We start from the raw sequence: 25,167 nt of genomic DNA on the forward strand, positions 1-25,167 counted from the left end.
CGCATGCTGGACAAGACTCGCTGGTACGGGTCGGTGTTGGTGGAGGCCGACCGCTGGTTTCCTTCGAGTAAGACGTGTTCGGGGTGTGGCAGGCGACAACCACACCTGACGCTGGCGGACCGGATGTTTGTGTGTGAGCACTGCGGTGTGATGATCGATCGTGATCGTAATGCCGCGATCAACCTCGCCTGCCTCGGCGACACCTCCCGCACGGGTGGAACGGGGACCGGTACCGGGAGTAGCCCGGCCGCCACCGATCCGGGTGGGGACGGACGTGGAGCCACGCGCAAGACCCGATCCGCGGCAGCGGGGACGGCAGCAGGCGAGGAAGCGTCAACCCGGCACCGGCAGTTGCTGGGTGAGGCCGGGACTGTTTCACCGGAAGGTGAGGCTGCCTGATGATCGAGCACACCGAGTGTGTTCACGTTTGCTCACCAGAAGGCAACGGTCAGTCGGTCAGGACGATCAGCTCGGTCGGCGACGCCACCTCGACCCGCAAACCCGCCTTCGACGCGACCCGGGCCACGCCCTTGACGTCGGTCGGCTCGGCGCGGGTGAGCACCAGTGCTCGCGCAAGCAGCCCTTTGTGGTGCTTGTTGAAGTGGCTGACCACCTTGCGGGTGCCGTCGGACTGCTCGGTGAGTACCGTGGCGGTCACCGCGCCGGGGACCGGGCCGAGTTGCTGATAGACGCCCGACCGCAGGTCGACGACGAGATCGCCGTCGGCCTCCGCCACGATCGCGTCGGACAATTCCGGACGCCACAGCGCCGCGAGTGTCCCGAAACCGGGCAACTTCGATCCACCGGACAGCCGGTAGGCCGGGATCGGGTCGGACGCGCGCACCGCGCCGAACAGTGCCGACCCGATACCCAGTCGACGGTAGGCCTTGTCGCGTTGTGTCTTGGTGAAGGAAGCGGCGTCGAGCGCGTCGAACAGCACTCCTGTGTAGCGTGAAAGTGCCGGTCGGGTCGGGGACACCCACAGCTTCGCGTTGCGTTCGAGCTCGTCGGACTGGCTGGCACTCAATCCGAGAGCGCGGGAGGATGCCTCCGGATCTGCGGCGAGATCGGCGAGGGACTGCACGAGCAGCTCGCGTGTCTCTGTCAGTTGCGGCATCGACAAGTCGCCGAGATCGAGGGGGGCGCCGTCGCCGCCGTCGGATTTCGTCTCGGAGGGGGGAAGAAGCACCAGCACGAGCGACAACCGTACCGATCGGGTGGACCGGGGCGCGAGGTAGGCTGACCGATCGTGATCACCCGCATGTCGCATCTGTTCCTTCGCACCCTCCGCGACGACCCGGCCGACGCCGAGGTCGCCAGCCACAAGCTGCTCGTCCGGGCAGGCTACGTGCGCCGCATCGCGCCGGGCGTGTACTCGTGGCTGCCACTGGGCCTGAAGGTGCTGCGTGAGGTGGAGCGGGTCGTCCGCGAGGAGATGAACGGCATCGGCGCGCAGGAGATCTCCCTGCCCGCGCTGCTTCCGCGCGACCCGTACGAGACGACGAACCGCTGGACCGAATACGGCGACAGCCTGTTCCGTCTGAAGGACCGCAAGGGTGGCGACTACCTGCTCGGCCCGACCCACGAAGAATTGTTCGCGCTCACCGTCAAGGGCGAATACAACTCGTACAAGGACTTCCCGGTCTCCCTGTACCAGATCCAGACCAAGTACCGCGACGAGGAACGTCCCCGCGCCGGGATCCTGCGTGGTCGCGAGTTCACCATGAAGGATTCTTACAGCTTCGACCTCACCGATGAGGGGCTAGCCGAGTCGTATCGCGCACACCGCGACGCATACGAGCGGATCTTCACGCGGCTCGGCGTGAAGTACGTGGTCGTGTCCGCGACGTCGGGCGCGATGGGGGGCAGCGCGTCGGAGGAGTTCCTCGCCGATTCGCCCGCCGGTGAGGACACCTATGTGCGGTGCGTCGAATCCGGTTACGCTGCCAATGTCGAGGCAGTGAAGACTCTCGCGCCGGCGCCCGTCCCGATCGACGGGCAGCCGGCGGCGGTTGTCCACGACACCCCCGACACCCCCACGATCGACACGCTCGTCTCTGCGGCCTCGCAGATCCTCGGCCGCGAAGTCGACGCCTCCGAGACGCTCAAGAACATCCTCGTGAAGATCCGGCAGCCCGGCGGTGAGTGGGAACTGCTCGGTATCGGCATCCCCGGCGACCGCGAGATCGACGACAAGCGACTCGAGGCATCCCTCGAGCCCGGTGAGGTTGCGCTGCTCGACGACGCAGACTTCGCCGCACATCGGTTCCTCGTCAAGGGCTACATCGGCCCCGAGGCATTGCTGGCGAACGGGGTGCGTTACCTCGTCGATCCCCGGGTCGTGGAGGGCACGTCCTGGATCACCGGCGCCGACGAGCACGGGAAGCACGTGTTCGGGCTGGTCGTCGGCCGCGATTTCACCCCCGACGGCACGATCGAGGCGGCAGAGGTACGCGACGGTGACCCGTCGCCCGACGGTGCCGGACCACTCGTCTCGGCCCGCGGCATCGAGATCGGCCACGTGTTCCAGCTCGGCCGCAAATACACCGACGCTTTCGAGGTGAACGTCCTCGGGGAGAACGGTAAGCCGGTGCGCCCCACCATGGGCTCGTACGGTGTCGGCGTCTCGCGACTCGTTGCCGTGGTCGCCGAGCAGCAGCACGACGACAAGGGCTTGCGCTGGCCCGCGGAGATCGCGCCGTTCGACGTGCACCTCGTGATCGCCAACAAGGACGAGCAGGCGCGAGACGGCGCCGAGGCGCTCGCGAAGGAACTGTCCGAAGCGGGCATCGACTTGCTCTTCGACGACCGCAAAGCATCGCCGGGTGTGAAGTTCAAGGATTCGGAACTACTCGGAATGCCGCTCGTCGTCGTGGTCGGCCGCGGCTTCGCCGACGGACACGTCGAACTGCGCGACCGCTTCACCGGCGAGGCCCGGGAGGTACCGATCGGTGACGCAGTGAGCGAGGTTCTCGCAGCGACCCGCCGCTGAATCCGCCGATGCCTGCGGATGAGGTGGTGGCAGGGGACACTGTGTTCCATGGCTCCTGATTGGGAACGCACCGACACGTACCTTTCCGACCTCCTCATCGGCAACGACCGAGCGACCGAGTCCGCGCTCGCGGCGAACACCGAGGCCGGTCTGCCTGCTATCGACGTCTCCCGCATGCAGGGCAAGTTCCTGCACCTGCTCGCACGCGCAATGGGCGCACGCGCTGTCCTCGAAATCGGCACGCTCGGCGGTTACAGCACAATCTGGCTGGCACGGGCCGTCGGCGACGGCGGGCGGGTGGTGACACTCGAATTCGAGCCCCGCCACGCCGAGGTCGCCCGCACGAACCTGGACCGCGCCGGTGTCGGCGGTGTCGTCGACATCCGCGTCGGCCCCGCTCTGGACTCGTTACCGCACCTCGAGGGCCCGTTCGATCTCGTGTTCATCGACGCAGACAAGGACAACAACTCCAACTACGTGCAGCACGCACTACGGCTCACCCGCCCCGGCAGCGTCATCATCGTCGACAACATCGTCCGCGGCGGTGCGATCGCCGACCCGGACGAGGACGACGAACGGGTCCGCGCGTCTCGGGATGTCCTTGCTCTGTTCGCATCCGAACCTCGACTGGACGCGACAGCATTGCAGACGGTGGGAGCGAAGAACTGGGATGGTTTCGCGATGGCGCTGGTCGTCGGTTGACAGCGCTGCCGGACCGACTCTCCCCGCATTGTCCTGATCCGATTTGTCTGATCCGCGTGGTCCCGATCCGCCACTGCGCTCCGAATGATCAGGATGCGCCGAACACCACGTCCCCGGTGAAGCCGATCATCCACTGCACGCCGTACTTGTCGGTGCACATGCCGAAGCGCTCGGCCCATTCCACCTTCCCCAGCGGCATGGATACCTCACCGCCTTCGGACAGCCCGCCGAACACCCGGTCGGCTTCTTCGGCGCTCTCGGCGTCGATCGAGATCGCGAAATTCGTTCCGGCAGAGACGCTGCCCATCGCTTCGGGGACGTCGGATCCCATGAGCATGCTGTCGCCCAACGGGAGCGCGACGTGTGCGACGCCGTTCTTCTGTTCCTCGGTCAGCTCCATGTCGCCGGTGTCCATGTCGCTGAAGCGTGCCAGCTGTAGTTCCCCGCCGAAGATGGACTGGTAGAAGGTGAATACTTCTTCGGTGTTGCCGTTGAAATTCAAGTACGGGTCGACTGATTTCATGGTGTGCTCCCATATCGCTGGACGGACGGTCGCGCACCCGCAGTCTAGTGCGCCGATATGTTGCCAACAGGAGGAATGACGGCGGTCGAACGGTCAGCTCTCCTGCCAGCCGGGCCGCACCAGACCGGACTCGTAGGCCAGCACCACCAACTGGGTCCTGTCCCGCGCACCGAGCTTGAGCAGAATCCGGCTCACATGGGTGCGCACCGTCGCGGGGCTCAGGAACAGTCGGTCGCCGATCTCACGGTTCGTCAGGCCCTCGGCAACCAGAACCATCACTTCCCGCTCGCGATCGGTGAGCCGCTCGAGCCCCGGCGCGGGTGGTGCCTGCTTCGTGTGTGCGGCGAACTCCGCCACCAACTTTCGTGTCACCGACGGTGAGAGCAGTGCCTCTCCCTCGGCCACCACCCGTACCGCACGAACCAGATCTGCCGGTTCGGTGTGTTTGACGAGGAAACCGGTCGCGCCCACTCGCATCGCTTCGAACACATACTCGTCGAGTTCGAATGTCGTCAACACCACCACCCGCACCGAAGCCAGCGCGGGATGGGCCGCGATTCGCGCCGTGGCAGCGAGTCCGTCGAGATGTGGCATGCGAATATCCATCAACACCACGTCCGGGACGAGTGCCGCGGTCATCGCCACCGCAGCCTCGCCGTCGGCGGCCTCGCCGACCACGATGATGCCGTCCTGCGCGTCGAGCAGCGCCACGAACCCGGCCCGCACGAGAGCCTGATCGTCGGCCACCACAACCCGGATCGTCATCTGGTCACCTCGTGCTCGTGGGGAGTGGCCACTCGGCTCGAACCCGGAAACCGCCGTCGGGCCGCGGCCCCGCCGAGAACGTACCGCCGAGCGCGCAAGCCCGCTCACGCATACCGGCGATCCCGTTGCCGCCGCCGCTGACCTCGGATGGACCGGGCTCCCCGCGCATCGGCGGAGACTTGGTGCCGATACGGTTGTCGACGCTGAGCAGGAGGCGTTGCGCGGTATAGGTGACGGTCACGGTCGCGGGTGCGCCGCCCGCGTGGCGCGCCACGTTCGTCAGTGACTCCTGCACGATCCTCGTCGCAGCAACATCGATGAGATTCGGCAAGCGGACCGGCGTACCCCGTACCTGGGTCTCGACGTCCACGCCGGCAGCACGTGCACGGTCGACGACAGCATCGAGATCGGCGATCCGCGGGGCCGGCGTGGTCTGCAATCCCTCGCCGCCGCTGCGCAACGAGGCGAGAAGCGCGTGCACCTCGTCGATCGCCTCGCGGCTGGTGGTTTTGATCGTGCTCAGAGCGGGACGCGCCCGTTCGGGATGTGCATCGAACAACTCGAGCGCGACCGACGACTGCACGTGGATCAACGACAGACTGTGTGCCAGTACGTCGTGCAGTTCGCGCGCGATCTCGAGGCGTTCCTCGCTCGCATGTCGTCGACGTTCCTCCGCGGCCGACCGCTCGGCGGCCGCCAGCCGTTCCTGCCGAGCCAGGCGGGCCGTGCGGCGTTGCCGAATGATCTCCGCCAGTGCGACGAGCACCAGCAGCCACGCCGCGATTCCAGCGGCCTGGACCGCACTCGGCGACTCCGCGGGGAAGAACGCCGGTCCGCCCCACACGAAATACGCATAGCCGATCGCAGGCAGCGGATACGTGCGCCATCGTGATCCGACGGTGCTCGCGGTGAGGAACGCGACGATCAGCGACAGGAACACCGGACCGTACCCGTAGCCGCGCGAAAAATAGGTCGCGGTCGCGGTCAAGACGATGAGCAGCGCCGTCATCGGATACCGACGCCGCACGCACAGGGCGATCGGCCCGACCAGCAGCAGGACGTACCCGACGGTGTCGAGCGGGACGGCCTGTGTCTGCGCGATGTTCGCGGCGCGGCTGCCGATGAGCTGGATCACCGCAATGGCCGCGGCCGATCCCACATCGATCAGCACTGCCGGGCCGCTCGGTGGAAATATCCGGCCGAGCCAGGAGGAATTGCCCTCAGTGCCGCCGGTAGTGACCACAAGCCCGAAGGTAGACCAGTGCGAACTGTGCTGTCATCGTCCGCGGCGCGTAGTACGACCGACGCCTCGAGGCCGATGTGCCGACATGCCTGTGCAGCGCATTGTCGAATCATGTCGAACGAAATCGTGGCCACAGACAGATTGACCAAGCGGTACGGCACGCAGACCGCTGTGGACTCGGTCGATCTACACGTACACGGCGGTGAGGTCTACGGATTCCTCGGTCCCAACGGTGCCGGCAAGACGACGACGCTGCGCATGTTGGCGGGGCTCGTCCGGCCCACCTCGGGATCCGCGACGGTCTTCGGAGACCCTCCGGGAACACCGGCCGTCGCGTCGCGCGCGGGTGTGCTCATCGAATCCCCGGGCTTCTACCCGTATCTGTCCGGCCGCGACAACCTCCGGGTGCTGGCCCGATACCGGGCCCTTCAGGACATGCATGTCGAGGCGGCACTGCACCGTGTCGGCCTGCTGGACCGCGGAGACGACCCGTATCGCACCTACTCGCTGGGTATGAAACAGCGACTCGGCGTTGGCGCCGCATTGCTCGGTGAGCCGGAGCTGCTGATCCTCGACGAACCCACCAACGGCCTGGACCCCGCGGGGATGGCCGAGATGCGCGACCTCGTCGTCGACCTCGCCGACCACGGTCACGCGGTGCTGTTGTCGAGTCACATGCTCGCCGAGGTCCAAGAGGTGTGCGATCGCGTCGGAGTCATTTCGCACGGCCGCCTCGTTGCTGAATCCACTGTCGCCGATCTGCGCGGCGACAGCAGACTTGCAGTCCGAGCCGAGCCTCTCGACGAGGCGCGCAGGGTCCTTGCGCTGCTGGTGTCGGACGCCGCGCTCAGTTGCGACGGGGACCTGCTGCTCGTCGACATCGACGAAGAGCGGACACCTGGACTGGTGCGGGCATTGGTCGGTGCCGGGATCGAACTGCACGAACTGACCCGGCGTGAGCAGTCGCTCGAAGATGTCTTCTTCCGCATGACCACCGACGCACACGAACAATCGTGAACGAGTAGTTCATGAGCGACAAGGAGCTGTGATGAACACCGTGATTGCCGGGACGCGCGCAGAGCTGCAACGTCTGCGGACATGGTCGACGATGTGGGTACTGCTCGCGTCGTGGATCGTGCTGAACCTCGTCTTCCTGTATGTCTTCAATTACATCACCTTCCGAACCGGGGGAACGACCGGTATGTCGAGCACCGCACCCGCGGAGGTGCTGCTGGACCGGATGCTGCCGGGTGCCGTGCCCTCGGTCTTCACCCAGGGGATGGCGATGTTCGGCGGCGCGCTCATGCTGATACTCGGCGCCCTGACCGTCGGTAGCGGATACGCCTGGGGCACCTGGAAGACCGCCTTCACTCAGGGGCCGTCGCGGATAGCGGTGATCGGTGCGACCTTGGCGATGCTCGGCGCCGTGGTGCTCGTCCTCGTAGTCGTCGTGTGCGTGATCGATCTGGGGGTCGCGGCGCTCATCGCAGGTGTCGAATCCCGATCCGCGGCACTGCCGGAGCTGGGGGCACTGCTGCGGGCGCTCGGCGCCGGTGCATTGATTCTGGGGATGTGGACGAGTGCCGGGGCGCTGATCGGCGCGGTCGCGCGTGGACCGGCCCTGTCGGTCGGGCTCGGCCTGGTATGGGTCCTCGTCGTCGAGAATCTGCTGCGCGGCGTCGGTGCGGTTCTCGAACCGGTGACGTTGGTGACCGATTGGCTGCCCGGCACCGCGGCGGGGTCGTTGGCCGGTGCTCTTCGCGGTGGCGCCGGGGGTGACGCGACACCCGGTGTCGTGGATATTCTGAGCGGCCCGACCGCCGCGGGGGTGCTCGCGGGCTACCTCCTCGTGTTCACCGCCGCAACCGTGTGGTGGATGCGCCGCCAGGAAGTGTGACCGCGCGTGGTCGGCCGGGTTCTCAGGATCGACCGGGAAACGGCACCGTCGGGGGAACCGTTCCGAGGTGGATGCGCCACTGCGCGCCACGCAACGCGGCGTCGGTGAGTGCTTCGATCGCGTTCGCGCGGGTCGGTTCGCTTCGAGCCCGCTCGACCACCGACCGCCACGCGACCGTGGTGTCGCTTTCGATCTGGACTGCGAGCTGCGCCGCACTCACCGGATCGACGACGGGAAACGGCACCGTGTATCCGGGCGCCGCGACCGGCGGCTCGACACCGACGGCGATCAGCGCGTCGATCGTGGCGTCGCGGCGCGCTCGGTGCGCCGCGGTGTCGGCTGCGACGTCGTCGGTACGTGCCGGGTCTGCGAATGCAGCCACGACCCCGTACCCGAACACAGCGGAGTGCTCGGCTGAGAGGGCGTCGACGAGGGATTGCTGCTCGGGGCCGAGCTCGGGCGACGTCACGGCAGCAACACCGCCGTCTGGACCGCGCATGCGGCGCTGATCGAGGCAAGCAGGCCTGCGCGGAATCCCTGCTGGGTACGGCCGAGGTCAGCCGCACCGCGCTGCGACTGCATCAGGCGTTCGCGCAGCAACTCGACGGTCGGTGTGTCGCCGGCCGCAACGGTCGTGGTCGACGACGGAGGAGTGTCACTCGTCGTGGCGCCTGCCGCCCGAGCGATCTCGGCTTCGAGCGCGTCGGCGTGCGCTGTGCGTTCGACGTTGATCGTGGTCAGCGGTTCGGTGAGGTCGGGGGCGAGCGCAACGAGGGTGGTCGCGGTCGACGCATCGGTGCGGGCCCGTGCGGCCTGAGCGAGCAGCGGGTCGGGTTCGGGCTCGCTGTCGTCGGTGATCCCGCACCCGGTTACAGCCACCACCGAGACTCCTCCTGCAGCAGCCGAGCACCATCGCAGCAGGGTTCGTCGGGACATCGCGGATCGCGTCACTGGCATCGGCACCGGACCATCCTGCCAGTCGGGTGTGACGGACAACGACCCCGGCCTGGTCACGGTGCGGCGGATTGCACGTTAGGCTGGACATCTGCCGGAACGCCCGTCCCGGCCGGTGTTTGCTGCGATCACAATTGAACGAGGAGCCCGCTCACCATGCCTGTGCCACCCCCGGAAAGGATCGTCGAGCTCGTCACGGACCTTCTCGACAACGAGGGCTACGACCTCGAGGACGTGGTCGTGACCGCCGCCGGAAAGCACAGCACCGTTCGTCTGATGGTCGACAGCGATGCAGGACTCGGACTCGACGAGGCGGCCCGCCTCAGTCGCTTGGCGTCCGACGCCTTCGATTCCGTCTCCGACTTCGGGGAATCCCCGTACGTCCTCGAAGTGACGAGTCCGGGCATCGGCAGGCCGCTCACCCTCGATCGGCACTGGCGGCGCGCTCAGGGCCGTAAGGCTCGGATCGAGACCGCCGACGAGACGTTCGTCGCTCGGGTCGGCGAGCTCGTCGGCGGCACCCTTCGTGTCGTGGCGTCCGACAGGCAGGGGCCGTTCGTCCGATCCCTGCCGTTGTCCGACGTGCGCAACGCAGTGGTCGAGATCGAGTTCTCCCCGCCGAATGCGCGGGAGCTGGAACTCGCCGGTGGGCTGCCGGACGGGCGCGTGCAGGCCGGCGAGATCGACGAGAACGCGGTGGGTGAGGACGCGGCAGACGACGACACGAACACGGTGGACGACGGCACCGGAAGTAACGAACTGAGGATGGACAAGTGAATATCGAAATTGCGGCGCTGAGGATGCTGGAGTCGGAGAAGAACATACCGTTCGACGAGCTCATCGAGACGCTCGAGACGGCGTTGCTCACCGCCTACCGGCACGTCGACGGACATCAGCCACGTGCGCGCGTGGTGGTCGATGTGAAGACCGGAGCGATCCAGGTGCTCGCCGAGGAACGCGACGAGGACGGCAACGTCATCGCCGAATGGGACGACACCCCCGAGAACTTCGGGCGCATCGCAGCGACCACCGCACGCCAGGTGATCATGCAGCGGATCCGCGACGCCGAACACGAACAGAGGTTCGGTGAGTTCTCCACCCACGAGGGTGAGATCGTCAGCGGCGTCGTCCAGCGCGACTCCCGCGCCAACGCCCGCGGCATGGTGGTCGTCAAGATCGGCGGCGACGCCAGTGCCACCGAGGGGCTGATCCCGCCGGCCGAGCAGGTCCCGGGGGAGAACTACGAACACGGCGACCGCATCAAGTGCTACGTCGTCGGCGTCTCGCGCGGGCAGCGCGGACCGCAGATCACGCTGTCGCGCACGCACCCGAACCTGGTTCGCAAGCTGTTCGCACTCGAGGTTCCCGAGATCGCCGACGAGTCCGTCGAGATCGTCGCGGTCGCGCGGGAGTCCGGCCACCGTTCGAAGATCGCTGTGTACTCGGTCGTGCCCGGGCTCAACGCGAAGGGCGCGTGCATCGGGCCGATGGGTCAGCGCGTGCGCAATGTGATGCGCGAACTCGGCGAAGAGAAGATCGACATCATCGACTTCGACGAGGACCCCGCGAAGTTCGTCGGCAACGCATTGTCGCCGTCGAAGGTGGTGTCCGTCACGGTCGTGGACCCGGATGCGCGGGCCGCACGGGTGGTCGTCCCCGACTTCCAACTGTCGCTCGCGATCGGGAAAGAAGGGCAAAACGCGCGTCTCGCAGCACGCCTGACGGGATGGCGAATCGACATCCGGAGCGACGCCGCACCCGTCGAGGTCGAGGACGCGGGCGAGTCCTCGACAAGCGGGTGAGGGTGGGATGCGGGATTTCGGGCAAAACAGCGGTACAGTGGTCGATGGTTCAGCATGACCTGCCCTCCGTCTGCCCGGAGCGCACCCATCCGGTGCGTACGTGCATCGGATGTCGGCAGCGAACGCTGGCTGCCGAACTGCTGAGGATTGTGGCGCGCGGCTCGGAACCGGAAGGTTTCGTGGTCGTCCCCGATCCGGGGCGCAGGCTTCCTGGGCGAGGTGCATGGCTGCATCCCACCGCGGAGTGTCTGAACCTGGCCGTTCGGCGTCGAGCATTCGGCAGAGCACTGAAGGTGTCCGGCGGTCCGGACATCTCGGCGCTGGATCAGCTGGTCGGGTCCATGGCGGAGGGGTTGCACGACGACCCCGACGACGGGACACCAACAGTGACATCGAACTCTGAGAAGAACAGGCACGAACACTCATGAGCACACCGTGAAGCACCAGCGATGAACGTCCATCGGAGATAACCCGAGGTCGTGCGGGCATTGGCCGCTCGACCTCATCAGTGAGGAGAGCAGTGGCAGGCAAGGCCCGCGTGCACGAGTTGGCAAAAGAACTCGGTGTCACAAGTAAGGAACTACTCGCAAAGCTCAAGGAGCAAGGCGAGTTCGTGAAGTCAGCATCGTCGACGGTCGAGCCTCCGGTGGCCCGCCGTCTGCGCGAGTCGTTCGGAAGGACGCAGGGCGCCGACGCGTCGGCCGCAAAGGCCGCGCCCACGCCGGGCCCCCGTCCCGGCGCACCGCGCCCGGGCCCGCGCCCGGCACCTGCGCCCCCAGCGTCCGCCGAACGCGCAGCTCCCGCAGAAGGTGCAGCTCCGGCTACGGAGGCACCGGCGGCTCAGACACCAGCACCGACCCCTTCGGCGCGTCCCAAGCCCGGTGCTCCCAAGCCTGCCGCTCCGGCGCCCGCGGCTCCGGCAGCGCCGGTCGCCAAGGCGGCCACCCCGGCGGATGCTCAGGCTCCCGCTGCCAAGCCCGGGCCGAAGGCTCCGACGCCGGGCCCGAAGCCGGCTCCGCGTCCGGGGCCGAAGTCGCCGCGTGTCGGCAACAACCCGTACTCATCCGCTCCTGCCGAGCGGCCCGCTCCGCGTCCGGGCGGTCCTCGCCCGGGGCCCGGCGGACCGCGCCCGACGCCGGGTCAGGGTGGACCCCGCCCGACTCCCGGGCAGGGACGCCCGGCCGCCGGGGGTCAGCGTCCGGCTCCGGGTCAGAGCGGCCCCCGCCCGACGCCCGGTCAGGGGGGACCGCGTCCGTCCCCCGGCTCCATGCCTCCGCGCCCGAACCCGGGTGCGATGCCGCAGCGTGCGGCACGTCCGGCCGCATCCGGTCGTCCCGGTCGCCCGGGCGGCGCACCCGGCGGGCGCCCCGGCGGTGGCGGTGGCTACCGCGGTGGGGGAGCCGGTGGTGGCGCAGGCGGCGGTGCCGGCGCTGGTGCTCCCGGTGGTTTCCGGGGTCGTCCCGGCGGTGGCGGTGGACGTGGACGTGGTGGCGCTGCCGGTGCGTTCGGCCGTCCCGGTGGAGCTCCGCGCCGGGGCCGCAAGTCGAAGCGGCAGAAGCGGCAGGAATACGATTCGATGCAGGCGCCCGCCGTCGGTGGCGTGCGGCTGCCGCGCGGCAGCGGCGAGACGATCCGTCTCGCACGCGGCGCGTCGCTGTCCGACTTCGCCGAGAAGATCGACGCGAACCCCGCAGCGCTCGTGCAGGCCCTGTTCAACCTCGGTGAGATGGTCACGGCCACTCAGTCGGTCAACGACGAGACGCTCGAGCTGCTCGGCTCGGAGATGAACTACGTCGTGCAGGTCGTCTCGCCAGAAGACGAGGACCGCGAGCTGCTCGAGTCGTTCGACATCCAGTACGGCGAGGACGAAGGTGGCGAGGAAGACCTCCAGCAGCGTCCTCCGGTGGTCACGGTCATGGGTCACGTCGACCACGGCAAGACCCGACTGCTGGACACCATCCGCAAGGCCAACGTCCGCGAGGCGGAGGCCGGTGGCATCACGCAGCACATCGGCGCCTACCAGGTCTTGACGCACCTCAACGGTGAAGATCGCCTGATCACCTTCATCGACACCCCGGGTCACGAGGCGTTCACCGCCATGCGTGCTCGCGGTGCGAAGTCGACGGACCTCGCGATCCTCGTGGTCGCAGCGGACGATGGCGTCATGCCGCAGACGGTCGAAGCGATCAACCACGCCCAGGCGGCCGAGGTGCCGATCGTGGTTGCGGTGAACAAGATCGACAAGGAGGGGGCGAACCCTCAGAAGATCCGTCAGCAGCTCACCGAGTACGGCTTGATCACCGAGGAATACGGCGGCGAAACCATGTTCGTCGATATCTCGGCGAAGCAGGGTCTGCACATCGACGAACTGCTCGAGGCCGTGCTGCTCACTGCGGATGCGTCCCTCGACCTGCGAGCGAACCCCGACATGGAGGCGCAGGGTGTCGCCATCGAGGCGCACCTCGACCGCGGGCGCGGCCCGGTGGCCACTGTCCTGATCCAGCGCGGCACGCTGCGTGTCGGCGACTCCATCGTTGCCGGCGACGCGTACGGCCGCGTGCGACGCATGGTCGACGAGTTCGGTGAGGACGTGCACGAGGCGCTGCCCTCACGACCCGTCCAGGTCATCGGCTTCACCTCGGTGCCCGGCGCCGGCGACAACCTGGTCGTGGTCGACGAAGACCGCATTGCTCGGCAGATCGCCGACCGGCGCAATGCGCGCAAGCGCAACGCTCTGGCGGCGAAGAGTCGCAAGCGGATCAGCCTCGAGGATCTCGATGCAGCACTCAAGGAGCACAACGAGCTCAACCTCATTCTCAAGGGCGACAACTCGGGTACCGTCGAGGCCCTCGAAGAGGCGCTCATGGGTATCGACATCGACGACGAGGTGCGTCTGCGGGTCATCGACCGCGGTGTCGGTGGTGTCACCGAGACCAACGTCAACCTCGCTGCGGCGTCGAATGCCGTGATCATCGGCTTCAACGTGCGCGCCGAAGGCAAGGCTACGGAACTGGCGAACCGCGAGGGCGTCGACATCCGCTACTACTCGATCATCTACCAGGCGATCGACGAAGTGGAGAAGGCTCTCAAGGGCATGCTCAAGCCGATCTACGAGGAGGTCGAACTCGGCCGCGCCGAGATCCGCGCGATCTTCAAGTCGTCGAAGGTCGGCAACATCGCCGGTTGCCTCGTGCAGTCGGGCATCGTCAAGCGCAACGCCAAGGCGCGTCTGCTCCGCGACAACAATGTGGTTGCGGAGACCGTCACGATCTCCACGCTGCGGCGTGAGAAGGACGACGTCGTCGAGGTGCGTGAAGGCTACGAATGCGGTCTGACGATCACCTACTCCGACATCAAGATCGGCGACGTGATCGAGGCATACGAGCTGCGCGAGAAGCCGCGCGACTGACACCTCTCGACCGGTGGCGGTGGACGACCATGTCGTCCGCCGCCACGGGTGTGTCGAGAGAATCCGGATTCGACGGGAGGGCCGACGATGTATCTGGGAGCGCTCGAGCTGGACATCCTCCTGGGCGACGTCCATTCGCTCAAGGGGAAGCGATCGCTGATCAAACCGGTGCTCGCGGAACTGCGTCGACTGGGTGTCTCGGCATCGGAGACCGGCGACCAGGACCTGCATCGGCGAACGAAGCTCGGTGTGGCGGTAGCCGCACCCGACCTGGCGCACATACGCGAGATACTCGACAAGTGCGAGCGGCTCGCCGCCGACCGTCCCGAATTGGAGTTGCTCTCCACCAGACGAAGAGTGTTCGGCCCGGAAGACTGACGGACCGACGCAACACAGAGAGTGGTCGCCGGAGACCGGCGACCGAGGAGGAACGAACGACATGGCCGATCCAGCACGCGCGCGCCGTCTTGCGAAGCGCATCTCCACCATCGTTGCCACCGCGATCGACCATGAGATCAAGGACCCACGGCTCGAATTCATCACGATCACCGACGCAAAGGTCACGTCCGACCTGCACGACGCGACCGTCTACTACACCGTGCGCGGCGCAGATCTGAACACCGAGCCAGACCTCGAGTCGGCAGCAGCGGGGCTCGAGAAGGCCAAGGGTATCCTGCGATCGAAGGTCGGTGCGGCGACCGGTGTCCGATTCACCCCGACACTGACATTCGCGACCGATACCGTCCCGGAGACTGCTCGTCACATGGAAGAGCTGCTCGAGCGGGCACGTGCGGCGGACGACGAGGTGGCACGGGCACGCGAGGGAGCGGTCCCCGCCGGCGATTCCGACCCGTACAAGGAACCTCGCGAACGTGACGACGACGAATAGCGACACCATGTCCGAATCCGAATCGCCGCCTGGCCACGACAGCGCAATCGACCTCGACGGCGCTGTCGCACTGCTCTCCGCTGCGGAGACGGTGACGGTGCTGTGCCACGTCCAGCCCGATGCCGACACTCTCGGTAGCGGGCTCGCCCTCGGTCTGGCACTCGAACGACGAAGGATTCCCGTGCAGGTGGCATTCGCGACGCCCGACACGGTGCCGCTGTCGATGCGAGGCCTCCCGGGTGTTCATCTGATCGTTCCGGCGGATGACGTTCGAGAGGAGGTGGATCTGCTCGTCGCCGTGGACTGCGGCACGGCCGGCCGCCTGGGAGACTTGCGTACCCGCCTCGGCGGTGCCCGGAACTCCCTGGTCATCGACCACCACCGATCGAATACCCGGTTCGGGACCCACAATCTCATCGATGCAGACGCCGAGGCCACTGCGGCGGTCCTCACGGACGTTTTCGACACCTGGGGCGTCGAGATCGATACGGACATCGCACACTGCCTGTTCGCGGGGCTCGCCACCGACACCGGATCGTTCCGGTGGGTGCGTCCGGGTACACACACGCTCGCGGAGCGGCTACTCGCGACCGGAATCGACGGTGCCGGCATCACTCGCACGCTGCTCGACACGCACCCGTTCGGGTGGTTACCGATGCTCTCGGCGGTCCTCGCGTCCGCGACGCTGATACCGGAGGCCGCGAGCGGTCGTGGGTTGGTGTACGCGTTGGTGCGTCGGACGGACTCCGCGGGTCTCGGTGCCGAAGAGATCGAAAGCGTCATCGACATCGTGCGCACCACGGTGGAAGCCGAGGTTGCGGCGGTGTTCAAGGAAGTCGATTCCCAGGAGTGGACGGTCTCGTTGCGCTCCAAACGCGACGTGGATGTCTCGCTCGTGGCGACTTCCCTGGGAGGAGGCGGACACCGCTTCGCATCCGGCTACACAGCGCTCGGCGATCCGGATCAGATTGTCGCTGCCCTGCGGGCATCGCTCGCCTGATGGCGTCGACCGAGCACTCGACGCCCGCCGTCGACGTCTCACCTCGACGGATATTCGGGCTCGCGCTGCCCGCACTGGGTGTGCTCGCGGCGGAGCCGCTCTACCTGCTGTTCGATATCGCAGTCGTAGGTCGCCTCGGCGCGCTTCCCCTCGCGGGTCTGGCGATCGGCGGACTTCTTCTCGCGCAGGTCACCACTCAGCTGACCTTCCTGTCGTACGGAACCACCGCCCGGGCCGCGCGGTTCCACGGCGCCGGCCGGCACGAGGCTGCCGTTACGGAAGGTATCCAGGCGACCTGGCTCGCGGTGGGCATCGGCACCGCGATCGTCATCCTCGGCCAGCTGCTCGCCGCGCCGGTCGCGGCCCTGATCGCAGGCGACGACGAGATCGCAGCGGCCGCCGTGTCCTGGCTTCGCGTCGCACTGTTCGGTGCGCCACTGATCCTCATCAGCCTGGCCGGGAACGGATGGATGCGCGGAGTGCAGGACACCACGAGACCGCTGCGATTCGTGGTCGTGGGCCTGGTGCTTTCGGCGGTGTTGTGCCCGATCCTCGTGCACGGACTCCTCGGTGCTCCGCGGTGGGAACTCGTCGGGTCGGCTGTCGCGAACGTCGTGGGGCAGTTCGTCGCCGCGGCATTGTTCGTCGTGGCGTTACTACGGTCCGATGTGTCGTGTAGGCCGCGTCGCTCGGTGATGGTGGCGCAACTACATCTCGGCCGCGACCTGATCGCACGGAGCCTGGCGTTCCAGGCGTGTTTCCTGTCTGCTGCCGCAGTGGCGGCACGGTTCGGTGCCGCCGCCGTGGCCGGGCATCAGGTGGTTCTCCAACTGTGGAACTTCGTCACCCTCACCCTCGATTCTCTCGCTATCGCTGCGCAGGCGCTCGTCGGTGCAGCACTCGGTGCCGGCGACGCGCGTGGCGCGAATCGGATCGCCTGGCGGGTGACGGCGTGGTCGGCCGTGTTCGGGGCATCCCTGGCCGCCGTCTTCCTCGTCGGCAGGACTGTCATTCCCGGGTTGTTCTCTGCCGACGATGCGGTGCTCGGTCAGATCGATGTCGCGTGGTGGTTCTTCGTCGCGATCATGCCTCTTGCCGGTGTGGTCTTCGCTCTCGACGGGGTGTTGCTCGGGGCGGGCGACGCGGCATACCTCCGTAACGCGACGCTGGCCTCCGCTCTCTTCGGGTTCCTGCCGTTCATCTGGTGCTCGCTCGCCTTCGGCTGGGGACTGGCGGGAATTTGGACAGGGCTTACGGTGTTCATCGTGTTTCGGATGATCGCGGTTGTCGGGCGTGTCCTGGCAGGGCGATGGGCGGTGACGGGCGCGGACCGTCAGGTCCGCCTGAACGAGGAATCAGGAGGGTAGTGCCGGTGTCGGCGAAACTGTGGGCGGTGAGCGACATACATGTGGCTCATCGAGGAAACCGGCCTGTCACCGAGGATTTGTTCCCCGAGTCTGCCGACGACTGGCTGATCGTGGCCGGGGACGTCTCGGAGAAGACGGACGATATCCGCTGGGCGCTGAAGCTGCTCAGTGAACGCTTCGCGAAGGTGATCTGGGTTCCCGGCAATCACGAATTGTGGACCACCGCGAAGGACCCGGTGCAGATGCACGGCGTCGCTCGCTACGACTATCTGGTGACCATGTGCCGTGAACTCGGTGTGATCACGCCGGAAGATCCGTACCCGGTGTGGGAGGGCGACGACGGGCCGGTCACGCTCGTGCCGATGTTCCTGCTGTACGACTACTCGTTCCTGCCGGATGGCACCACCACCAAGGCAGACGGACTGGCATTGGCGCGGGAGCGCAACGTGGTCGCGACGGACGAATTCTTGCTGAAGCCCGACCCGTACATCACCCGCGACACGTGGTGCCGTGCGCGCCTCGAGCAGACCCGTGCGCGGCTCGACGCGCTCGATCCGGAGCTGCCGACGGTGCTGATTAATCATTTCCCGCTCGTGCGTGAACCCACACGGATGCTGTTCTATCCCGAGTTCGCGCTGTGGTGCGGTACCACCGAGACCGCCGACTGGCACCTGCGGTACCGGGCGTTGTGCAGCGTATACGGGCACCTCCACATCCCGCGGACGACCTACTACGACGGGGTTCGCTTCGAGGAGGTGTCGGTCGGATACCCACGCGAATGGCAGCGACGGGGCCTTCCCGACAACGTGCTGCGCCAGATCCTGCCCGTCCCGGATTACCCGCCGGGCACGCTCAACAAGTGGGGCGGTCACTTCACCGTGACCCCCGAGATGGAAGCCGAAGCCGAGAAGTTTCGGGCGCAACGAGAGAAGGAACTGCGGTGACAGAGCCGACGGCCAGCCCCCAGGTAGGTACACACGACGGTCTGATCGCGCGGATCGTTCCGGACGGTGTCGCTGCCGCGGAACTGTTCGTAGACCCACCTGGCCTGGTGGCACACCCACAGGAGGAACCTCTCATCGCCCGGGCGGTCGAGAAACGTCGCCGCGAGTTCATCGGCGCGCGACACTGTGCACGTCAGGCCATGAGCCGACTCGGAGTGGATCCGGCCCCGATCCTCAAGGGCGACAGGGGTGCACCGGTCTGGCCGCGGGGAGTGGTCGGTAGCCTCACACACTGCGACGGCTACCGTGGCGCCGTCCTCGGCTACTCGCTGCAGGTCCGTTCGCTCGGGATCGACGCCGAGCCACACGACCGCCTCCCGGACGGTGTCCTCGACGCCGTCAGTCTCGACGTCGAACGCGCTTGGCTCGCCTCGACCACCGACGCCGACCTGCATTGGGACCGGGTGCTGTTCTGCGCCAAGGAAGCCACCTACAAGGCCTGGTTTCCGCTCACCGGCCGGTGGCTCGGTTTCGAAGACGCCCACATCACGTTCGACCGCGACGAATCGGGCGCGACTTCGGGCACATTCCGGTCGACGTTGCTGGTCCCGGGCGATACCTCGGACGGACCGCCGCTGACAGGCTTCGAGGGGCGTTGGCTGGTGGACGACGGCCTGGTGCTCACTGCGATCACAGTGCGCTGACCATGACCGAATCCACCTCCGAGAACCCCGCGCTCGCCCGCGCCGGACTGCTCGTCGTCGACAAACCGGCGGGCATGACAAGCCACGATGTCGTCGCTCGGTGTCGCAAACTGATGGGTACCCGCAAAATCGGCCACGCCGGCACCCTCGACCCGATGGCAACCGGGGTTCTGGTGCTCGGCGTCGAACGCGCCACCAAGCTGCTGGGTCTGCTGGCGCTGACTACCAAGTCGTACACTGCCACGATCCGCCTCGGTCAGAGCACGGTCACCGATGACGCGGAAGGTGAGGTTCTCGAGACCGTCGATGCGTCGACGGTGACCGATGACAGGATCGCCGCGGAAATCACCGCTCTCACCGGCGATATCGAACAGGTCCCCGCCAGCGTCAGCGCGATCAAGATCGACGGTAAGCGGGCATACGCGCGGATGCGCGAAGGCGAAGCCGTGGAGATCCCCGCGCGCCCGGTCACCGTGTCGCGGTTCGAAATCCTCGCTCGCCGCGACCTCGCGGAGGACGGGTTCGTCGATCTCGAGGTCGAGGTCGACTGCTCCTCCGGGACGTACATCCGGGCCCTGGCCCGGGACCTCGGTGCCGCACTGGATGTCGGCGGACACCTCACTGCACTGCGGCGCACGACAGTGGGTCCATTCGGTCTCGAACACGCGCGCACCCTCGAGCAGCTGGCGGACGATCCGACGCCGAGCCTCGACCTCGACGCCGCGATCCACACGGCGTTCGCGACGCGCTCGGTCACCGCCGACGAGGCCGTGGTGCTGTCGCACGGCCGTTGGCTCGATCCTGTGGGTATGCCGGGTGTCTACGCGGCGATCGATCCGCAGGGACGCGCGGTGGCGTTGCTCCAGGAGAAGGGCACGCGGGCGTCACCGGTGTTCGTCGTTCGCCCGTCGAACATCTGAGGACGTTCCGTCGGCGATCCGTTCCGAGACGGGGCCCAGGCGACGCATGAGTCGTTCGAGGAGTAGCTCGGCAGCGGGCGTCCGTATATCGGGGTGACAGACGAGGCCGACCATGACGCTGATCTCTGCCTCGTCGGCGTCGACGAGCACGGCCCCTCCGCCGGGAGCGAGGCTGCGCGGGACGACCAGTAGACCCATATTCCGTGTGTGCAGGTCCCAGGCCATGGCGGGGGTCGAGACCTGGACGGCGATCTCGAGGCGGGTCCGGGCTCGTCGCGCTGCCGATTCGAGGGCGTCGCGTGCGCCCGCGCCGGCATCGAGGACCACAAGCGGTTCGGTACTCAGATCGGTGATCGCGACGGTGGTTGGCGTGGCCGGAAGGCCGACCACTATGAGCGGGTCGCGCATCAGTTCCACCCACCGCAGGTGCGTCGGGCCGGTGCGCACCACGATCGCGATGTCGAGTGCTCCGTCGGACACCGACCGACTCAGGTCGTCGCTCGATGCGGAGGTGATGACGAGCTCGATACCGGGGAACTCGGCGGCGAACGCTGCGAGAGCGTCGGCCAGTTCGGGAAGTTCGGCGCCCGTCACCAGGCCCAGTCGTATCCGTCCGCGACGGATCCCTGCGACGTCGTCGACTGCCTGTTGCACACTGTCGAGTGCGGTGAGCGCGGCCCGAGCCCTCGGTAGAGCTGCCTCGCCCGGATGTGAGAGCCGGACCTGACGGCTCGTGCGGGTGAACAGTCGTTGTCCGAGAATCGATTCGAGCTCTTTGATCCGTGAGCTGATCGTCGATTGCGCGATCCCGAGCCGGTCGGCTGCGGCCCCGAACGACTCCTCCTCTGCCACGGCGACAAACGCTTCGAGCTTGAGCACATCCATCACAATTGTCGATTCTACGCATCGCATTGATCGGTTGGATTAATTGATGGAAGACGCGCAGACTGGGAGGCACAGGACAAGGGAGGCCGAACATGACGAACCTGGAGACCAGAGTGGTGGACGAACGACCGTCGCCGGCAGCTATGTCCAGCGACCCGACTCGCGCAGCCGATACATTGACCATGTCCGTGTTCCACCGCGCACTTCGCCGCGACCTCGAGCGATCCGAGATTCTGCTGAGATCTCCAGCGGCTCTGTCCCCGCGTCGAGCTCGGCGCCTAGGCCGTCACCTCCAGTGGATGATGCACACTCTCCGATGGCATCACGAAGGGGAAGATCATCACCTCTGGCCACTGCTCCGCGAACGCGAACCCGGAAGCTCGGTTGTTCTCGACGCGATGCAGGCGGAGCACGACGCGATCGATGGGCCGGTGCTCGCTCTCGAAGCCCAGGCGCGTGGACTTGTCGCCGGGCGGACGGAGCCCCGAGACGTGGTGGACGCAGTGACCGCGCTGGCAACACCGCTGATGGAACACCTGGACCACGAAGAGGATGAGGCCATGGAGATCGCGTCCCGGGTTCTCAGCCATCGGGAATGGAGTGACTTCGAGCAACGCGCCTGGGTTGATGGGTACACGATACGGGAATCGATCCGCTTCATCGCCTGGATGGTCGACGGTATCGAGTGGAGCAGGCCGGTCCGTCGGCGGGCAGGTCTGCCCACCCCGATCTACTGGGCGGTCGTGAAGCCGCTGTCGCTCATTTCTCACGTCCCGTGGCTGAGTGTCTGGGCGGGCACGCCCGCTGCCCGGGTGACGAGCAACCTCTCATGAGACCGGAGGCGCCGGGCGCCTGCTCCGGGAACATGTGTCGGGGACACACGTCGTGACCGCTGATCCGAGTTCGGTCAGACGAGCCAGATGGACTCGGCCGCAGGGGTTCCGAGATCGACCGCGACACCGTCGGCGCTCCCGATCCGTATCGCCACGGTGCCGGCGAAGTCGCGGCGCTCGACGACCGTGATGTCGATGTCGAGAGCGATACCGACCTCGTCGAAGTAGCGCAACATTGCAGGGTCGGAGTCGGAGATCCGGGCGACACGTCCGCCTTCTCCGTCGCCGAACTCACTGAGCGCGCGGGCGGGCGGCGCCGGAATCGAGCCACCCGCAGTGGGGATCGGATCGCCGTGCGGGTCGCGTTCGGGATGGCCGAGTTTCGCGTCGATGGCGGCGACCATCCGCTCGGAGACCGCGTGCTCGAGCACTTCTGCCTCGTCGTGTACCTCGTCCCAGCCGTAGCCGAGTTCCTGGACGAGGAAGGTCTCGATGAGGCGGTGCCGACGCACCATGGCAACTGCGGCGCCGCGGCCGTTCTCGGTGAGCGAAATCGCCCCGTAGCGGGCGTGGTCGACCATTCCCTGGTCGGCGAGTCTGCGGACCGCTTCGGACACCGTCGATGCCGAGACGCCGAGACGTTCGGCGAGGAGCTTCGTCGAGATCTTCTCACCGGACCATTCCTGCACGGTCCAGATGATCTTCAAATAGTCCTGCGCGACCGAGGACAACGTCTCGGTCACGGCGGAAGGCTCACGGCTGTCAGACACGTGATCAGCTTAGGTAACCTTCAGCCGAGAATCACCTTCTTGCGTCGGCCGCGCGCGAAGTGCGCTGGTTACGAGACCTTGCCTGGGTGCGAAGAGGTAGGCGAGTGCGAACAGCGTGGCTTGAGCGAGAACGACCACGCCGCCGGTCGCGGCATCGGTGTAGTAGCTCGTGTAGACCCCGGCCACAGAACCGAGTGCACCGAGTACCGGCGCGATGATCAGCATTCGCGACATGCTGTCGGTCAGCAGGTACGCGGTGGCGCCGGGGATGATGAGCATCGCGACCACGAGGATCACCCCGACGGCCTGGACCGCGCTCACTATCGTGATGGCGAGCAGGGCGAGCAGTAGCGCTGAGAGCCTGGCGGGGGAGATGCCGAGTGCGTGGGCGTGGACGCGGTCGAACGCGAACAGCGTCAGGTCCCGGCGCTTGACGACGAGCACCACGAACACCGCGGTGGCGAGCCCGGCTATCTGCCAGACGTCGGATTGTGCCAGACCCAGCAGGTTTCCGAACAGCACGTGGTGCAGGTCGATCTGGCTGGGATTTTTCGAGATGAGGACGACACCGAGAGCGAACAATGTGGTGAAGACCGTTCCGATCGCGGCGTCCTCCTTGATCTTCGTGGTCCCGCGGACCAGCCAGATCAAGGCCACCGCGAGCCCTGCGAACAACAACGCACCCAGGGTGAACGGCGCACCCACGAGGTAGGCCAGGACGACACCCGGTAGGACCGCGTGCGAGACGGCATCGCCCATCAGCGACCAGCCGATCAACACGAGCCAGCAGCTCAGCAGGGCGCACACCACGGTCGCCACGACCGCGACGACGAGGGCGCGCTGCATGAACCCGTACTGCAGCGGTTCGAGGATCAGATCGAGCATCACGACACCTCTTCCGGTTCGGTACTCGCACCGAACGCGCGCGCAAGATTCTCCGGCCGCAACACTTCGTCGGGCGTGCTGTGCAGGACGACTCGTTTCTGTAGCAGAACCGCCTCGTCGCACAGCTGTGCGAGACCTGCGAGATCGTGGGTGGCGACGAGCAGGGTGTGTCCGTCGGCAGCGAGGTCCCGGAACACGTCGGTCAGCGCGGCCTGAGTGGTCGTGTCGACGCCGGCGAACGGTTCGTCGAGGAGTAGCAGCGGTGCACGCTGCGCTATGGCCCGTGCGACGAACACGCGTTTGCGCTGCCCCCCGGACAACTGCCCGATCTGACGGTGGGCGAATGCGGTCATGCCGACGCGGGCGAGTGCTTCCGAGACCGCGTCGTGGTCGACCCGACGTGCTCGCCGCATCCACCCCTGGTGCCCGTAGCGCCCCGTCATCACGACGTCGCGTACACCGATCGGGAAGTCCCAGTCGACGCCCTCGGCCTGCGGAACGTACCCCACGGCGCCGGACTTTCGTGCCGCAGTGATTCCGGAGCGTCCGATGGTGACGTCGCCTGCGTTCGGCTTCACCAGCCCCATGACGGACTTGAACAGGGTGGATTTGCCGGAGCCGTTCGTGCCGACGAGCCCGCACACCGTGCCGGGGGCGATTTCGAGACTCACCGCGTCGAGGGCAACGACGGTGTCGTATCGGACCGTGACGCGGTTCAGATGCAGGGCCGTGGACGGTCGGGCGGGGGAGGGCTGCGCGGTGCCGGATGGTGTCACGAGCCCAGTCCTGACGTGATGGTGGCGACGTCGTGGCGGAGGAGATCGAGGTATGTGGGCACGGGGCCGTCGGGTTCGGACAGGGAGTCGACGTAGAGGGTGCCTCCGTAAGCGGCGCCGGTGTCGGCGGCGACCTGCCGCTGTGCCTTGTCGGAGACGGTGGATTCACAGAAGACCGCCGGGATGTCGTTGTCGCGTACGAAATCGACCGTGCGGGCGATCTGTTGCGGAGTGCCCTGCTGATCGGAGTTGACCGGCCACAGGTAGGCCTCGCGCATTCCGGCGTCGCGCACGAGATAGCCGAATGCGCCCTCGCAGGTGACCAGGGCCCGTTGTCGCTCGGGAACGGCAGTCAGCGTGGTGATCAGTTCGTCGTGCACGGCTTGGAGCTCGGCCCGGTATGCGGCGGCGTTGGCCGCGAAGTCCGCGGCGTGCTCGGGAGCGAGCTCGCTCAGCGCGGCCTCGATGTTGTCGACGTAGATCTGCGCGGTCAGCGGTGACATCCACGCGTGAGGATTGAGTTGCGTGGAGGTGTCGCCGATAGGCAGGGGCTCCACGCCCTCGGTGAGCACCGCGTGTGTGGCGTCGGTGTCGGCGAGGAACTGCTCGAACCAGCGTTCGAGACCGAGCCCGTTGTCGAGGACGAGATCTGCCCCGGCGGCGTGCCTCAGATCGCTGGGTGTCGGCTCGTAGCCGTGCACTTCGGCACCGGGTTTCGTAATCGATTCCACCCGTAGGTGGTCGCCTGCGACGGTGCGCGTCATGTCGGCGAGCACGGTGAACGTGGTCAACACGAGAGGCTCGTCGTCGGATTGCGCGGTGCCACATGCGGTGAGTGCGACGAGTGCAGCGAGTGAGGTAGCTCCGAGGACTAATTTGGCTGGTCTCATCGAAAAGTTAGGCACCC

Annotated in this window: 28 protein-coding genes; 17 read left to right on the forward strand and 11 right to left on the reverse strand. The window is 66.9% G+C overall.

Annotation, left to right across the window (positions count from 1 at the left end; all coding sequences use genetic code 11):
- Positions 1 to 3 precede the first annotated feature (3 nt).
- Entirely contained in the window at positions 4 to 399 is a 396-nt protein-coding gene (locus tag ACZI8W_RS14950) for a zinc ribbon domain-containing protein (protein ID WP_463369278.1), read from the forward strand.
- Positions 400 to 448: 49 nt separating this feature from the next.
- On the opposite strand, the gene yaaA is transcribed toward ACZI8W_RS14950, so the two are convergent.
- Positions 449 to 1,195 carry a peroxide stress protein YaaA gene (gene yaaA, locus ACZI8W_RS14955; RefSeq protein WP_463369279.1) on the reverse strand — a complete coding sequence of 249 codons (747 nt, stop codon included), beginning with the start codon at positions 1,193 to 1,195 and terminating at the stop codon, positions 449 to 451.
- A 54-nt stretch (positions 1,196 to 1,249) separates the two neighbouring features.
- Between yaaA and ACZI8W_RS14960 the strand changes: the two genes are divergently transcribed.
- Both ACZI8W_RS14960 and ACZI8W_RS14965 read left to right on the forward strand, forming a co-directional pair.
- Positions 1,250 to 2,992, forward strand: a complete 1,743-nt coding sequence (locus ACZI8W_RS14960; protein WP_463369280.1) for a proline--tRNA ligase — start codon at positions 1,250 to 1,252, stop codon at positions 2,990 to 2,992.
- 48 nt (positions 2,993 to 3,040) lie between these two features.
- Complete coding sequence (locus ACZI8W_RS14965) at positions 3,041 to 3,694, forward strand: O-methyltransferase (RefSeq protein WP_463369281.1); 654 nt, start codon at positions 3,041 to 3,043, stop codon at positions 3,692 to 3,694.
- Between the two features lie 88 nt (positions 3,695 to 3,782).
- On the opposite strand, the gene ACZI8W_RS14970 is transcribed toward ACZI8W_RS14965, so the two are convergent.
- The 3 genes from ACZI8W_RS14970 to ACZI8W_RS14980 form a co-directional block, all read right to left on the reverse strand.
- Complete coding sequence (locus tag ACZI8W_RS14970) at positions 3,783 to 4,217, reverse strand: VOC family protein (RefSeq protein ID WP_463369282.1); 435 nt, start codon at positions 4,215 to 4,217, stop codon at positions 3,783 to 3,785.
- Between the two features lie 93 nt (positions 4,218 to 4,310).
- A complete protein-coding gene (locus ACZI8W_RS14975) occupies positions 4,311 to 4,982 on the reverse strand; it encodes a response regulator (protein ID WP_463369283.1) in 672 nt (223 codons plus the stop codon).
- A 4-nt stretch (positions 4,983 to 4,986) separates the two neighbouring features.
- Positions 4,987 to 6,225, reverse strand: coding sequence for a sensor histidine kinase (locus tag ACZI8W_RS14980; RefSeq protein ID WP_463369284.1), 1,239 nt, complete (start codon positions 6,223 to 6,225; stop codon positions 4,987 to 4,989).
- A 111-nt stretch (positions 6,226 to 6,336) separates the two neighbouring features.
- Between ACZI8W_RS14980 and ACZI8W_RS14985 the strand changes: the two genes are divergently transcribed.
- Together ACZI8W_RS14985 and ACZI8W_RS14990 are read left to right on the forward strand one after the other, a co-directional pair.
- The gene (locus ACZI8W_RS14985; RefSeq protein WP_463369285.1) at positions 6,337 to 7,242 is read left to right on the forward strand and encodes an ABC transporter ATP-binding protein; all 906 of its coding nucleotides are present in this window, start codon (positions 6,337 to 6,339) and stop codon (positions 7,240 to 7,242) included.
- A 31-nt stretch (positions 7,243 to 7,273) separates the two neighbouring features.
- A complete protein-coding gene (locus tag ACZI8W_RS14990) occupies positions 7,274 to 8,122 on the forward strand; it encodes an ABC transporter permease (RefSeq protein WP_463369286.1) in 849 nt (282 codons plus the stop codon).
- 22 nt (positions 8,123 to 8,144) lie between these two features.
- Here ACZI8W_RS14990 and ACZI8W_RS14995 read toward each other — a convergent pair whose 3' ends face one another.
- Both ACZI8W_RS14995 and ACZI8W_RS15000 read right to left on the reverse strand, forming a co-directional pair.
- Positions 8,145 to 8,591: a ferritin-like domain-containing protein gene (locus ACZI8W_RS14995; RefSeq protein ID WP_463369287.1), complete on the reverse strand. Its 447-nt coding sequence runs from the start codon at positions 8,589 to 8,591 to the stop codon at positions 8,145 to 8,147.
- Positions 8,588 to 9,079: a hypothetical protein gene (locus tag ACZI8W_RS15000; protein ID WP_463369288.1), complete on the reverse strand. Its 492-nt coding sequence runs from the start codon at positions 9,077 to 9,079 to the stop codon at positions 8,588 to 8,590. The genes ACZI8W_RS14995 and ACZI8W_RS15000 overlap by 4 nt, the downstream gene beginning before the upstream one ends.
- 153 nt (positions 9,080 to 9,232) lie before the next feature.
- Here ACZI8W_RS15000 and rimP point away from each other — a divergent pair, with 153 nt between their 5' ends.
- From rimP to truB, 11 genes are all read left to right on the forward strand, one after another.
- On the forward strand, positions 9,233 to 9,853 hold the full coding sequence (rimP, locus tag ACZI8W_RS15005; RefSeq protein WP_463369289.1) for a ribosome maturation factor RimP: 621 nt from the start codon (positions 9,233 to 9,235) through the stop codon (positions 9,851 to 9,853).
- Positions 9,850 to 10,878, forward strand: coding sequence for a transcription termination factor NusA (nusA, locus tag ACZI8W_RS15010; RefSeq protein ID WP_463369290.1), 1,029 nt, complete (start codon positions 9,850 to 9,852; stop codon positions 10,876 to 10,878). The genes rimP and nusA overlap by 4 nt, the downstream gene beginning before the upstream one ends.
- A 44-nt stretch (positions 10,879 to 10,922) precedes the next feature.
- Positions 10,923 to 11,306, forward strand: a complete 384-nt coding sequence (locus ACZI8W_RS15015) for a YlxR family protein (RefSeq protein WP_463369291.1) — start codon at positions 10,923 to 10,925, stop codon at positions 11,304 to 11,306.
- 110 nt (positions 11,307 to 11,416) lie between these two features.
- The gene (gene infB, locus ACZI8W_RS15020) at positions 11,417 to 14,287 is read left to right on the forward strand and encodes a translation initiation factor IF-2 (protein ID WP_463369362.1); all 2,871 of its coding nucleotides are present in this window, start codon (positions 11,417 to 11,419) and stop codon (positions 14,285 to 14,287) included.
- A gap of 87 nt (positions 14,288 to 14,374) precedes the next feature.
- Positions 14,375 to 14,665, forward strand: a complete 291-nt coding sequence (locus ACZI8W_RS15025; RefSeq protein ID WP_463369292.1) for a DUF503 domain-containing protein — start codon at positions 14,375 to 14,377, stop codon at positions 14,663 to 14,665.
- 61 nt (positions 14,666 to 14,726) lie between these two features.
- Entirely contained in the window at positions 14,727 to 15,176 is a 450-nt protein-coding gene (gene rbfA, locus ACZI8W_RS15030; protein ID WP_463369293.1) for a 30S ribosome-binding factor RbfA, read from the forward strand.
- A gap of 7 nt (positions 15,177 to 15,183) precedes the next feature.
- Positions 15,184 to 16,176, forward strand: a complete 993-nt coding sequence (locus ACZI8W_RS15035; protein ID WP_463369363.1) for a DHH family phosphoesterase — start codon at positions 15,184 to 15,186, stop codon at positions 16,174 to 16,176.
- Positions 16,176 to 17,543 (forward strand): MATE family efflux transporter, encoded by a 1,368-nt coding sequence (locus tag ACZI8W_RS15040; RefSeq protein WP_463369294.1) that lies wholly within the window; start codon positions 16,176 to 16,178, stop codon positions 17,541 to 17,543. The genes ACZI8W_RS15035 and ACZI8W_RS15040 overlap by 1 nt, the downstream gene beginning before the upstream one ends.
- Before the next feature lie 5 nt (positions 17,544 to 17,548).
- The gene (locus tag ACZI8W_RS15045) at positions 17,549 to 18,487 is read left to right on the forward strand and encodes a metallophosphoesterase family protein (protein WP_463369295.1); all 939 of its coding nucleotides are present in this window, start codon (positions 17,549 to 17,551) and stop codon (positions 18,485 to 18,487) included.
- Between the two features lie 41 nt (positions 18,488 to 18,528).
- Entirely contained in the window at positions 18,529 to 19,191 is a 663-nt protein-coding gene (gene npt, locus ACZI8W_RS15050; protein ID WP_463369364.1) for a 4'-phosphopantetheinyl transferase Npt, read from the forward strand.
- A gap of 2 nt (positions 19,192 to 19,193) precedes the next feature.
- Positions 19,194 to 20,111 (forward strand): tRNA pseudouridine(55) synthase TruB, encoded by a 918-nt coding sequence (truB, locus tag ACZI8W_RS15055; protein ID WP_463369296.1) that lies wholly within the window; start codon positions 19,194 to 19,196, stop codon positions 20,109 to 20,111.
- Here the strand turns inward: truB and ACZI8W_RS15060 are convergent.
- Positions 20,076 to 20,990: a LysR family transcriptional regulator gene (locus ACZI8W_RS15060; RefSeq protein ID WP_463369297.1), complete on the reverse strand. Its 915-nt coding sequence runs from the start codon at positions 20,988 to 20,990 to the stop codon at positions 20,076 to 20,078. The genes truB and ACZI8W_RS15060 overlap by 36 nt on opposite strands.
- Before the next feature lie 188 nt (positions 20,991 to 21,178).
- On the opposite strand from ACZI8W_RS15060, the gene ACZI8W_RS15065 reads away from it, so the two are divergent.
- Entirely contained in the window at positions 21,179 to 21,829 is a 651-nt protein-coding gene (locus ACZI8W_RS15065) for a hemerythrin domain-containing protein (protein ID WP_463369365.1), read from the forward strand.
- A 74-nt stretch (positions 21,830 to 21,903) separates the two neighbouring features.
- Here the strand turns inward: ACZI8W_RS15065 and ACZI8W_RS15070 are convergent, their stop codons facing one another.
- The 4 genes from ACZI8W_RS15070 to ACZI8W_RS15085 are packed head-to-tail and all read right to left on the reverse strand — an operon-like array spanning position 21,904 to position 25,150.
- Positions 21,904 to 22,599 carry a metal-dependent transcriptional regulator gene (locus tag ACZI8W_RS15070; protein WP_463369298.1) on the reverse strand — a complete coding sequence of 232 codons (696 nt, stop codon included), beginning with the start codon at positions 22,597 to 22,599 and terminating at the stop codon, positions 21,904 to 21,906.
- 9 nt (positions 22,600 to 22,608) lie between these two features.
- Positions 22,609 to 23,484: a metal ABC transporter permease gene (locus ACZI8W_RS15075; protein ID WP_463369299.1), complete on the reverse strand. Its 876-nt coding sequence runs from the start codon at positions 23,482 to 23,484 to the stop codon at positions 22,609 to 22,611.
- The gene (locus ACZI8W_RS15080; RefSeq protein WP_463369300.1) at positions 23,484 to 24,260 is read right to left on the reverse strand and encodes a metal ABC transporter ATP-binding protein; all 777 of its coding nucleotides are present in this window, start codon (positions 24,258 to 24,260) and stop codon (positions 23,484 to 23,486) included. Before ACZI8W_RS15080 ends, ACZI8W_RS15075 begins: the two co-directional genes overlap by 1 nt.
- A complete protein-coding gene (locus ACZI8W_RS15085; RefSeq protein WP_463369301.1) occupies positions 24,257 to 25,150 on the reverse strand; it encodes a metal ABC transporter substrate-binding protein in 894 nt (297 codons plus the stop codon). Before ACZI8W_RS15085 ends, ACZI8W_RS15080 begins: the two co-directional genes overlap by 4 nt.
- Between the last annotated feature and the right edge of the window lie 17 nt (positions 25,151 to 25,167).

The sequence above is a fragment of the Rhodococcus ruitaii genome (genome assembly GCF_055230935.1).

What these genes read in the sequence shown, in the direction of transcription:
- ACZI8W_RS14990 (WP_463369286.1), top strand. Translation starts at nt 7,274, where the DNA reads ATGAACACCGTGATTGCCGGGACGCGCGCAGAGCTGCAACGTCTGCGG.
- ACZI8W_RS15075 (WP_463369299.1), bottom strand. Translation starts at nt 23,484, where the DNA reads ATGCTCGATCTGATCCTCGAACCGCTGCAGTACGGGTTCATGCAGCGC.
- truB (WP_463369296.1), top strand. Translation starts at nt 19,194, where the DNA reads ATGACCGAATCCACCTCCGAGAACCCCGCGCTCGCCCGCGCCGGACTG.
- ACZI8W_RS15025 (WP_463369292.1), top strand. Translation starts at nt 14,375, where the DNA reads ATGTATCTGGGAGCGCTCGAGCTGGACATCCTCCTGGGCGACGTCCAT.
- ACZI8W_RS14970 (WP_463369282.1), bottom strand. Translation starts at nt 4,217, where the DNA reads ATGAAATCAGTCGACCCGTACTTGAATTTCAACGGCAACACCGAAGAA.
- ACZI8W_RS15000 (WP_463369288.1), bottom strand. Translation starts at nt 9,079, where the DNA reads ATGCCAGTGACGCGATCCGCGATGTCCCGACGAACCCTGCTGCGATGG.
- ACZI8W_RS14950 (WP_463369278.1), top strand. Translation starts at nt 4, where the DNA reads ATGCTGGACAAGACTCGCTGGTACGGGTCGGTGTTGGTGGAGGCCGAC.
- rbfA (WP_463369293.1), top strand. Translation starts at nt 14,727, where the DNA reads ATGGCCGATCCAGCACGCGCGCGCCGTCTTGCGAAGCGCATCTCCACC.
- ACZI8W_RS14975 (WP_463369283.1), bottom strand. Translation starts at nt 4,982, where the DNA reads ATGACGATCCGGGTTGTGGTGGCCGACGATCAGGCTCTCGTGCGGGCC.
- ACZI8W_RS15040 (WP_463369294.1), top strand. Translation starts at nt 16,176, where the DNA reads ATGGCGTCGACCGAGCACTCGACGCCCGCCGTCGACGTCTCACCTCGA.
- rimP (WP_463369289.1), top strand. Translation starts at nt 9,233, where the DNA reads ATGCCTGTGCCACCCCCGGAAAGGATCGTCGAGCTCGTCACGGACCTT.
- ACZI8W_RS15065 (WP_463369365.1), top strand. Translation starts at nt 21,179, where the DNA reads ATGTCCGTGTTCCACCGCGCACTTCGCCGCGACCTCGAGCGATCCGAG.
- ACZI8W_RS15085 (WP_463369301.1), bottom strand. Translation starts at nt 25,150, where the DNA reads ATGAGACCAGCCAAATTAGTCCTCGGAGCTACCTCACTCGCTGCACTC.
- ACZI8W_RS14985 (WP_463369285.1), top strand. Translation starts at nt 6,337, where the DNA reads ATGTCGAACGAAATCGTGGCCACAGACAGATTGACCAAGCGGTACGGC.
- ACZI8W_RS15035 (WP_463369363.1), top strand. Translation starts at nt 15,184, where the DNA reads ATGTCCGAATCCGAATCGCCGCCTGGCCACGACAGCGCAATCGACCTC.
- ACZI8W_RS14965 (WP_463369281.1), top strand. Translation starts at nt 3,041, where the DNA reads ATGGCTCCTGATTGGGAACGCACCGACACGTACCTTTCCGACCTCCTC.
- ACZI8W_RS15015 (WP_463369291.1), top strand. Translation starts at nt 10,923, where the DNA reads ATGGTTCAGCATGACCTGCCCTCCGTCTGCCCGGAGCGCACCCATCCG.